This window comes from Amycolatopsis sp. NPDC041971 (assembly GCF_055588925.1).
In genome coordinates this window covers 244637-253993 of sequence record NZ_JBVJCE010000012.1, presented here as the reverse complement: position 1 = coordinate 253993, position 9357 = coordinate 244637, and the positions used below count along the sequence as shown (strand labels likewise).

Sequence of the window (9357 nt, the reverse complement as noted above, 5' to 3'; positions counted from 1 at the left end):
TCAAACCAACAAGGGGGGGGGGGGGGGGGGCGGAACGGACGGTTGGGGTAGACCACAGCCAACCCCCCTGAACCACGTGGCACCACGGTGGGGAAACGGGGGGCGGGGACCGCGTGGGCGGCCCGCCCCACGTCGCGGGCCCCGCGTTCGCGGTGCCCGCTCAGTCGTGCCGGCTCGGACCACCGTCCAGCACGCTGCCGGCGGCACGGTGATACGGAGACTCCCCGCCGTCGGCCATGACCGCGGCGACGAGCCCGATCCTCCCTCACGTGCTTTGCCGGGAGCAGGACGACGGCCAAGATTCGTCCTGCGTGGGGGAACGTACTGACGGGGCCTCGGTGTTTCCACCCGGTTCCACCATCGTGTAGGTACCGCGGACCCGTGAGCGCACAACGCGTGGCCGATCGAGTCAGCGCGTTCTAGCCGGCAAGCATGCGAAACGCCATGGAAGCCCCGCGCCTGGCGAAGGACGGCCGGGCTTCGCGTGGTCAGTCGGGCCAGGCTTCGGCTTCCGCGGTCAAAGCCGTCGAGACCTCGACCTCTCCCGAGCGCACTTGCCACGCCAGCGAGCCCGGCCGAGGTTCGAGAAGCAGCCAGCCGGCGACATCTTCGTCCGCGTAACAAGGACTTTCGATGTCACCGATGCCGAGCGCCTCGAAGTACTGCCGGGCGGCCCAGGTCTCGGCAACCCATCTTCGAGCCCAGCGGACGACGATGCGGGCGAGGTCGTTGCGACCGTCGGCCGGATGAATGAGACGATCGCCTGCCAGACAGACCAGGCGCGAGGTGAAAGCCGCGCCCACGGGCGCGGCCATTAGTTGATCTTTCACGTTTTCCCTGGCTCCACCGGCGTGGGCCATATCTCCTTCCGGAGAATATGTCGGTGCGCGGACACGGAAGGCCGACCGGGTGACGGACCCGCATACGCGGCCCGCACTTCCACGGCTCCTGGCTGAACCGGTGCACACTTTAGGGAAGAAGGGCTTCACAGAGAACCCCCAACCCGCAGGATGTGGCGGTTCGAGCACCGATCCATTCTTATGGGTGTATTTTCGGTACGGAAGAACCCTATGTCCACCCAGTGAACCTGTCGAGAAACAACACTAACGAGTGGCGTTGCCGCGGCACGAGCCGCAGATCGACACTTTCCGTAGCGCCTCGGGCGGCAAGCGCGCCGTGTGGACAGAGAAACCGCCCGATACCCACACCGTCGAAGTCGCGGACGACGGCACGGGGCTCCGCCGGACGACGGCGTTGCGCGAAGTCGTCGATCGGCGTGCCGGAACAGGCCACGTGGCGGTAGGCCCACCGAACGAGATCATCCGTCTCTTCGGTACCTGCATCGTGCTCACCCGTCAGGATTGCTTTACCGGTAACGCGTTACCCGACCAGGCCCTGGTCTCCTACGATAGGACCATTCTGTGGTCGAGTACCGGGCCTCGCTTCTTCGAGTTGTCCGGGTCCATGGCGACCCATCACTTCGGCCCGCGGGGGACATCGCGATGAACATCCTGGTCTTGGACAGTCGACGCGAGCCGCGTGACCGCATGGCCCGCCTGCTCATGACCGTGCCGGGAGTGGCGCGTGTCGGTGCCGCCGCGAGCAGTACGGACCTCGTGGGCAAATTTCGCTTCCTGCCCGCGGACATGGTCTTCCTGAGCGTTCACATGCCATCCGAGGTGCTGGTGGAGACGATCCGGAAGCTGTCGACGACCCGACACGGGACAAGAGTGGTCGTGTACGGTCCGCCGGAGTCCGAGAATCTCGTCGCCACCGCGATCAAAGAGGGAGCCGTCGGATTCTTGTCCTGCGAAGCGAGCGCCACGAACGCGCTCGGCTTCGGCCGCGGACCGCATTCCCTGCCACTTCCGCGAGCCGCGTCGGAGCAGGGGTTCAGCTTGTCGAAACGCGAACTGGAAGTACTTCGTGGAATGAGTCTTGGAAAGACCAACGGCCAGATCGGCGGCGATCTGAAATTGTCCGAGGACACGGTGAAGACACATGCCCAGCGGTTGTTCCGCAAGCTTTCCGCGACCGACCGCGCCCACGCGGTCGTCCAAGGCATGCGACAGAACCTCATCGACTGATGAGTTTCGCCTCCTCGTGTCCGCCGGGCGCTTCGGGGGACACGTCACCTCCCGTACTGGACCAGATCATGGCCGGACGCCCGCACACCATCGGCACTTTCCGCTTCCACTTCGACGACCACTCGTGGGAATGGTCCGACGAAGTCGCTCTGCTCCACGGCTACCGGCCGGGAACCGTCAAGCCCACGACCGAATTGGTGTTGTCGCACAAACACCCCGAAGACCGTGCCGCGGTCGCCGGCACGCTCCGCGACGGCACTCCGTTCTGCAACCGCCACCGCGTCATCGACACCTACGGTATCGAGCACCATGTGCTGGTCGTCGGTGATCACCTCCACGACGACACCGGCGCCACCGTCGGCATCACCGGCTACTACGTCGACCTCGACGCCGACCGGGACGAGCACCGGCGGCAGATCCTCGCCGAAGCCCTCCCGGAATTCCTCGAGACCCGCGCGAGCATCGAGCAGGCCAAGGGAGCGCTCATGTTCGTCTACAACATCACTGACGAGCAGGCCTTCCACGTCCTGCAGTGGCGGTCCCAGGAGACCAACACCAAACTGCGTGTCCTCGCCGCGAGACTCACCGCCGCGTTCACCACCCTCGGCGGCAGCTCCGTGCGACAACGCGCCCGGTTCGACCGCCTCCTGTTCACCGTCCACCGACACCCCGACCCGGAGTGAAGGCCTGCCACCGACCGTCGGCCAGGTTGATCGCGGGCGCTTTGTACGGATCTTGTACGACCTCGGAGAATTTTCGTTCGGACCGCGAAACTCAACGAAGGTGAGCGTTCATGTCCGAGCAAGTGCCCCGGGATCTCGTTTCTCGACGTTCACTGCTGCGCATCGGCGGGGGTCTCGCCGCGTCGACGGCACTGCTCGGCGCCGGCGCGATATTCGCCGGACCGGCTTCGGCCGCGATCACCGCGCTGCCGGTGTCCCGGCGTTTCGACCTCACCGAGCCGTCTTACGACGAGTTCCGCGGCAAGCTCCTGCACGAATCGCACCACGTGATGCAGAGCTTCGCCTTCGACAACCAGAACGTGCGTATTTTCGTCGTGAACGCCCGCAACGGCGGCACCGGGGACGATCTGTGCATCACGCAAGTCAACTTTGCCGGGGAGATCCAGGGGTCGATGCATCTCGACAACGCCGGGCACGGTGTGTCGATCGGCGTCGAACCGGTGGGCACCGACTCCTACATCTGGATGGAATGCGACTCGGACGGGCCCACCGGTGCCGGTCGCGGGACGGCGCTGGCCAGGTTCAAGTTCGTCAACGGTGGCACGCCGTCGGTGAAGAAGTTCCTCACCGGCAGTGACACGATCACCTGTGCCACCGACCCGATCAACAAACGGATCGCGGTACGGCGCAAGGAAGGCGGCAGGATGTTCATCAGCGTGTACCCGCTGGCGTCCGCCGCCGCCGGCGACTTCGGCGCACCGATGGCGCACTTCCCGCAGCCCGCACTGGCCGCCGAGCCGGTGACATTCCAGGGGTACACCATCCACGGCCAGTATCTGTACACGTTGGACGGTACGGGCCACGCGGACCCCGCCGACATCAATTCCTACGTCACGTGCATCGACATGAACACCGGCAAGGTGAAGAGCCGAGCGCTGACCAGGGCGGGGAAGTCGCTGGTGTTCCGCGAGCCGGAGGGGCTCGGGATCTACCGGAGCCTGGCCGGGGAGACCCGGTTGTATCTGGGCTTCGGTTCGCGCAGCAGCATGGACAACGCCAACCGCTACGCGAACCTGTTCTACAAGAACGTCCTCATCGACTGAGTCCTCGTAACGGACTCAGTGTCCGCGGGCGATCCATTCGGCCAGATGGGGCGCTTCGGTACCGATGGTGGTGGGGTCGCCGTGCCCGGTGTGGACCTTGGTGTCCTCCGGCAACGCGAAGAGCCGTTCCCTGATCGAGGAAATGATCGTCGGGAAGTCGGAGAACGAGCGCCCCGTCGCGCCGGGGCCGCCCGCGAAGAGCGTGTCCCCGGAGAACAGCGCTTTGGCCTCGGGAAGATGCAGGCAGACCGATCCGGGCGAATGTCCCGGTGTGTGGATGACCACGAGCTCCGTGCCGGCGACGGCGATCCGCTCACCGTCCTCCGTGCGCCGGAAACGGCTGCCGGGGTGGGTCATCTCCCACAGTTCCCGATCCCCCGGATGCAGAACGGCCGGGGCGTGCAGGTGCTCGCTCAGCCGCGGAGCGACGGTGACGTGGTCGTTGTGCCCGTGGGTGCAGACGACGGCGACCACGTCCCGGCCGCCCACGGCCTCGGTGATGGTCTTCTCGTCGTGCGCGGCGTCCACGATCACGACCTCGTCGTCGTCCCCGACGAGCCAGACGTTGTTGTCGACGTCCCAGCTCCCGCCGTCGAGCTCGAAGACCCCGGCGGTGACGACGCGTTCGATCCGCAGGTTCCCGCTCACAGGATCACCACCGAGCGCAGCACCTCGCCGGCGTGCATGGCGTGGAAGGCCTGCTCGACACCGTCGAGCGTGATCCTCTCGGTCACGAACCGTTCCAGCGGCAACCTGCCCTGAAGGTAGAGGTCGATCAGCATCGGGAAGTCCCGCTCCGGCAGGCAATCGCCGTACCAGGACGACTTCAGCGCGCCACCGCGGGAGAAGAAGTCGATCAACGGCATCTCCAGGCGCATGTCCGGCGTCGGGACGCCGACCAGGACCACGGTGCCCGCCAGGTCACGTGCGTAGAAGGCCGCTTTCCACGTCTCCGGACGGCCGACCGCGTCGATGACGACGTCGGCGCCGAAACCGCCGGTCAGCTCCTGGATCGCGGTGACCGTGTCGGTGTCGGAGGCGTTGACGGTGTGGGTCGCGCCGAGTTCACGTGCCCACACGAGCTTCCGCTCGTCGCGGTCGACCGCGATGATCGTGCCCGCACCGGCCAGCCGGGCCCCGACGACGGCGGCGTCGCCGACTCCCCCGCAGCCGATGACCGCGACCGAATCCCCGCGGCCGACGGCGCCGGTGTTGACCGCCGCGCCGAGACCGGCCATCACGCCACAGCCGAGCAGGCCCGCGACGGCCGGGTCCGCGGCGGAGTCGACCTTGGTGCACTGTCCGGCGTGGACGAGTGTCTTGTCCGCGAACGCGCCGATGCCCAGGGCCGGGGTCAGCGTGGTCCCGTCGGTCAGCGTCATCTTCTGTGTCGCGTTGAAGGTGTCGAAGCAGTACTGCGGGCGTCCGTGCTTGCAGGCCCGGCACCGCCCGCACACCGCACGCCAGTTGAGGACGACGAAATCCCCTGGTCGCACGGAATCCACGCCGTCTCCGACGCTTTCCACGGTGCCCGCGGCCTCGTGACCGAGCAGGAACGGGAACTCGTCGTTGACGCCGCCGTCGCGGTAGGTCAGATCGGTGTGGCAGACCCCGCAGGCCGCGATCGACACGACGACCTCGCCGGGGCCCGGATCCGGGATCACGATGTCCGTCAGCTCCACCGGAGCGTTCCGGGACCGGGCGATCACTCCGCGCACCTGCTGTGGCATTCCCTGTTTCCTCCGCCGGTTGGCAACACAGGCATGCACATCAACGCATGCTTCCCCTGAGGCTAAGCCAGGAGGCCGTGTCAGCGACCTGGTCATCGGTCCAGTGGATCCTGTCCTTTAGACCAGGTAAGCCGGCGGCTAGGCTCGCCGGATGCCCGACTCCGCCGACCTGACCGCACTGCGCGACGTCATCGAGGGCCCGCTGCGCGAAATCGCCGACCGGTTCTCGCGCTTCCTCGCCGACGACTGGCCGCACCAGGCCCTGGTCATCTTCACCCGGGAGTGCACCGGGCGACCGCGCAAGGTCACCGGCGCCCGGGAGATCACCGACAAGATCACCATCGCCGAACTCGAAACGCTCAAAGCGAGCGTGCCGCCCGGCCATCAGCTGACCACGACGGCCACTCTCGGCGGCACCACCCGGACGGTCTGGGCCGTGCAGGATCCGATCGGCACCCTGCTCGCGCTCGTCCCCCGGTCGAGCCGGACCCGTTTTCCGCATCCCGCTCCCCTGGCCGAGATCTTCGGTATCGTCGCGACCTCGATCCGCCAACAGGTGACCCAGGCCAGCCCCGACTACCTCGCCGAATCCCGCGCGGCCTCCAGCGAACGCGCCCGGACGATCGCCGAAATGGCCGCCGCGCACGAGACCGCGCTCGTCACCATCCTCACCACACTGCGGTCCTCCCGACTGGACGACCACCGCGCCCGGCTCGCCGCGACCGACTCCGCCTCGGCCGCGCTGGTGGCGCTCCGGTCGGCCCAGAAGACCGATCTCGCTCAGTCCGAGGAGCCCGTGCACACCGCGTTCGGCAGGCTGCGGCGGGAAATCCGGCAGCTGCTGCGCCACCACGACGCGCGACTGGAATTCGTCGCCCCGCCGAAGAACGGACCGCCGATACCCGGCGAGATCGCCCACGCCGCCCACGCGATGACCTGCACGGCCGTGCTGACCTTCACCAGCCAACCCGAGCTGGCCCGGCTCCGGATCGCCTGGTCGAGCGACAGCACCGCACTGCACCTCGACGTCCGCGATCAAGGGTCGGGCGGTCTCGACAGCGCCGGCCTGCGCCTGCGACTCGACGGGCGCGCGAAAACCCTCGGCGCCACCGTCCGGATCGACGCACTCCCCGACTGGGGAAGCCACGTCGCCATCAGCGTCCCGTTCGCCCCCGCCGCGGGCCGGACCGACGAGACGCTGCCGTCGAATCTCAACCGCCGTGAAGTCGAAGTGCTGCGGCTGGTCGCTCAAGGGCAGCGCAACAAGTCCATCGCCGACGCGCTCGGGATCACCGAGAGCACGGTCAAGTTCCATGTCACCGGCCTGCTGAAGAAGCTGGACGTCACTTCACGCGGTGAAGCCGCGGCCTTGGCCCTGAGCGCCGGAATCACGAACCTCTGAGTCGCTCCGGCGGCACCGACCTGTCCACGGACCACCCGTCCCGCGGGCGCTGAATCCGTCGGTGAGGGCGGCCTTGTCGGTGGAGCCCTTCGTGTCGGGGTCCTGCGACCGCGACCAGGTCGTCCGCACCCGATGACTGTCATAAAATCCTAATACCGTGTCGGGCACGCTGTCCCCAGACCGCACAAGCACGCCACGGGGAGGACATCCGATGCTCTTCCAGCTCCTCGGACCGATCGAGGTCACCGTACCCGGACACCCGCCTCTCGCGATCAAGCCGGGCAAGCCGACCACTGTGCTGACCTCGCTGCTGCTAGACCGCGGCAAGTGGGTCGGCGTGGACCGGCTGGTCGACGCGGCCTGGCATGGCCGCGCCGTTCCGGCGTCGGCCGGGGGCAACTTGAAATCCTATATCTGCGGACTGCGCCGCGCACTGGCACCCGCGGCGGACAGGACCCGTATCGAGAGCAGGCCCGGCGCGTATCGGATCGTCGTCGACCGCGACGAGACCGACATCGACCATGTCGGCCGCAACTTCGCCGAGGGCCGCGACGCGCTCCGCGAAGGCGACTGCGAGCGGGCGGCCAAGCTGCTCACCGACGCGCTGGATCTGTGGCGCGGTACGCCGTTCGAGGGCCTGCGGACCCCGGACGCCCTTGCCGAAGTCGCCCGGCTGGAACGTCTTCACACGCAGATTCGCGAAGACCTGGCCGAAACCGGTCACGCGCTCGGCAGGCACCTCGACGCGATCTCGCTCCTGCACGGCCTGATCGACGAAGACCCGCTGCGCGAGCACGCGTGGGCACGGCTTGTGCTGGTGCTGAACGAAACCGGTCAGCGCAGCGAAGCGCTCGCCGCGTTCCGCCGAGCCCGCGCGATCATCGTGCGGGAACTCGGCGTCGAACCGGGGTCCGCCCTCACCGATGCCCACCGGACCGCGTTGCTCGGCTGCGCCACCGGATGGCGCCCGGCCGCCTGACCACACCGAAAGGCCTCCGTCTCCCCCTCACGGTGACGGAGGCCTTTCGCGACGTCCGCCCGGAACATGACCCCGCCCCGCGGGCACTGGGTACACCCGGTCGTGAGCGGCGATCCGGGGCCGAACCCGAATCGCCGCTCACGAGCTTGACGTTATTTGACCGCGACCTTGGCGCTCGACCAGGACGTACCGTCCGGGCTGGACGTGGAGACCGTGCGGGTCTGGCCGGGCTTCAGGCCCTTGCTGTCCACCGAAACGTGCCCGGTGCCGGCCCGCTTGGCAGGATCGGGCTTGGTCTGCTTCCGGTTCTCGCAGTCCTTCCGCTTCTCCTTGTCGTGCCTGGCCTTCTCGGACGAATCCTGGTGCTTGCCGGGCTTGATCTTCTTCAGCTCACTCTTCACCTTGTCCAGCTCGTCCTTGGCCTTCTTGACCTCGTCCCCCGCCTTGTCGATGAGCTTCTTGGCCGTGTCCAGCGAGCCGTTGGCCTTGGCGACCGACTCGATGATCTTCTTCGAGCCGTCCGTCACGACGGGAGCGGGCTTCTCGACGGCGATCACCCGGGGTGCGAGCTGGACGTGGCTGTCCTTGGCGACGGCCGCCTTGGCCACTGGAGTCTTCGTCTTCTGACGTTGCACCTTCTTCGCCGTCGTCGCGGCGGGTTTGATCTCGGCCACCTTCTTGACCGGAATCGGTTGCGCGGCCGGAGCCGCGGCGACCGCGGCGGGTGGAGCGACCTGCTGCACGAGCGGGTTGACGGGGGCGGCCTGCTGCTGCGGGGCGACGGCCGGTTTCGGCGCGGCGGCCGCGATGGGGCCCGCGGGGACGGCGGACGCGGCCGCTTCGTCGGTACCCTCGAAGGCGCCGAAGGTCCACGCGCCGACGGCGGCGGTCGTCAGGCCCGCGACGCCGAGCACGCCTACACGCTTGATGTTCATGGGATACCTCGATTTCCTGTTGCCCGCCGTGACGTTCACAGCCGGGATTCGTCTTCGTGACGGCGTTCGTAGAACTCTTCGGCCAGCGAACGGCCCATCAGGCCGCCGAAGATGCCGGCGGCCACGCCGACGGCTATTCCGACCGGGGTGGCGATGACCAGTCCGGTCGTCACCCCGAAGACCAGTGACGCGGTCCCACCGCCGAAGCCGGTGACCGCGCTCTTGCTGAGCGGCTTTTCTTCGTGCTCCAGGTAATAGTCGTACTCGACGTGATCGACCTCTTCGGTGTCCGGAATGGACGGTCGCTCGTTCAACCACACTTCGTCCGGAACCACGAGATACCGGGGTTGCGGGACGACAGGGCCGCGGGGAACGGAAAACTTCCGGAAGGCCGCCCACAGCGACAGCGCCGGTCGTTCGGCAAGGGTCGTGGTCATG

Annotated in this window: 11 protein-coding genes; 6 read left to right on the top strand and 5 right to left on the bottom strand. The window is 67.6% G+C overall.

Annotated features, from left to right (window positions below; translation table 11 throughout):
* Positions 1 to 488: 488 nt before the first annotated feature.
* Positions 489 to 815, bottom strand: coding sequence for a hypothetical protein (locus ACZ6DT_RS24230; protein WP_465599104.1), 327 nt, complete (start codon positions 813 to 815; stop codon positions 489 to 491).
* Positions 816 to 1116: 301 nt separating this feature from the next.
* On the opposite strand from ACZ6DT_RS24230, the gene ACZ6DT_RS24225 reads away from it, so the two are divergent.
* From ACZ6DT_RS24225 to ACZ6DT_RS24210, 4 genes are all read left to right on the top strand, one after another.
* A complete protein-coding gene (locus tag ACZ6DT_RS24225) occupies positions 1117 to 1506 on the top strand; it encodes a hypothetical protein (protein ID WP_465599102.1) in 390 nt (129 codons plus the stop codon).
* Entirely contained in the window at positions 1503 to 2087 is a 585-nt protein-coding gene (locus tag ACZ6DT_RS24220) for a response regulator transcription factor (protein ID WP_465599100.1), read from the top strand. Before ACZ6DT_RS24225 ends, ACZ6DT_RS24220 begins: the two co-directional genes overlap by 4 nt.
* Positions 2087 to 2770, top strand: coding sequence for a PAS and ANTAR domain-containing protein (locus tag ACZ6DT_RS24215; protein WP_465599098.1), 684 nt, complete (start codon positions 2087 to 2089; stop codon positions 2768 to 2770). Before ACZ6DT_RS24220 ends, ACZ6DT_RS24215 begins: the two co-directional genes overlap by 1 nt.
* 110 nt (positions 2771 to 2880) lie before the next feature.
* The gene (locus ACZ6DT_RS24210) at positions 2881 to 3873 is read left to right on the top strand and encodes a phage baseplate protein (protein ID WP_465599096.1); all 993 of its coding nucleotides are present in this window, start codon (positions 2881 to 2883) and stop codon (positions 3871 to 3873) included.
* Between the two features lie 15 nt (positions 3874 to 3888).
* On the opposite strand, the gene ACZ6DT_RS24205 is transcribed toward ACZ6DT_RS24210, so the two are convergent.
* A complete protein-coding gene (locus ACZ6DT_RS24205) occupies positions 3889 to 4521 on the bottom strand; it encodes an MBL fold metallo-hydrolase (protein WP_465599094.1) in 633 nt (210 codons plus the stop codon).
* Complete coding sequence (locus ACZ6DT_RS24200; RefSeq protein WP_465599092.1) at positions 4518 to 5603, bottom strand: S-(hydroxymethyl)mycothiol dehydrogenase; 1086 nt, start codon at positions 5601 to 5603, stop codon at positions 4518 to 4520. The genes ACZ6DT_RS24205 and ACZ6DT_RS24200 overlap by 4 nt, the downstream gene beginning before the upstream one ends.
* A 151-nt stretch (positions 5604 to 5754) precedes the next feature.
* Here ACZ6DT_RS24200 and ACZ6DT_RS24195 point away from each other — a divergent pair, with 151 nt between their 5' ends.
* The gene (locus ACZ6DT_RS24195; RefSeq protein ID WP_465599090.1) at positions 5755 to 7005 is read left to right on the top strand and encodes a LuxR C-terminal-related transcriptional regulator; all 1251 of its coding nucleotides are present in this window, start codon (positions 5755 to 5757) and stop codon (positions 7003 to 7005) included.
* 211 nt (positions 7006 to 7216) lie between these two features.
* Positions 7217 to 7984: an AfsR/SARP family transcriptional regulator gene (locus ACZ6DT_RS24190; protein WP_465599088.1), complete on the top strand. Its 768-nt coding sequence runs from the start codon at positions 7217 to 7219 to the stop codon at positions 7982 to 7984.
* 152 nt (positions 7985 to 8136) lie between these two features.
* Here ACZ6DT_RS24190 and ACZ6DT_RS24185 read toward each other — a convergent pair whose 3' ends face one another.
* Both ACZ6DT_RS24185 and ACZ6DT_RS24180 read right to left on the bottom strand, forming a co-directional pair.
* Positions 8137 to 8919, bottom strand: a complete 783-nt coding sequence (locus ACZ6DT_RS24185; RefSeq protein ID WP_465599086.1) for a hypothetical protein — start codon at positions 8917 to 8919, stop codon at positions 8137 to 8139.
* Positions 8920 to 8954: 35 nt separating this feature from the next.
* The gene (locus tag ACZ6DT_RS24180) at positions 8955 to 9356 is read right to left on the bottom strand and encodes a hypothetical protein (protein ID WP_465599084.1); all 402 of its coding nucleotides are present in this window, start codon (positions 9354 to 9356) and stop codon (positions 8955 to 8957) included.
* Position 9357 lies beyond the last annotated feature (1 nt).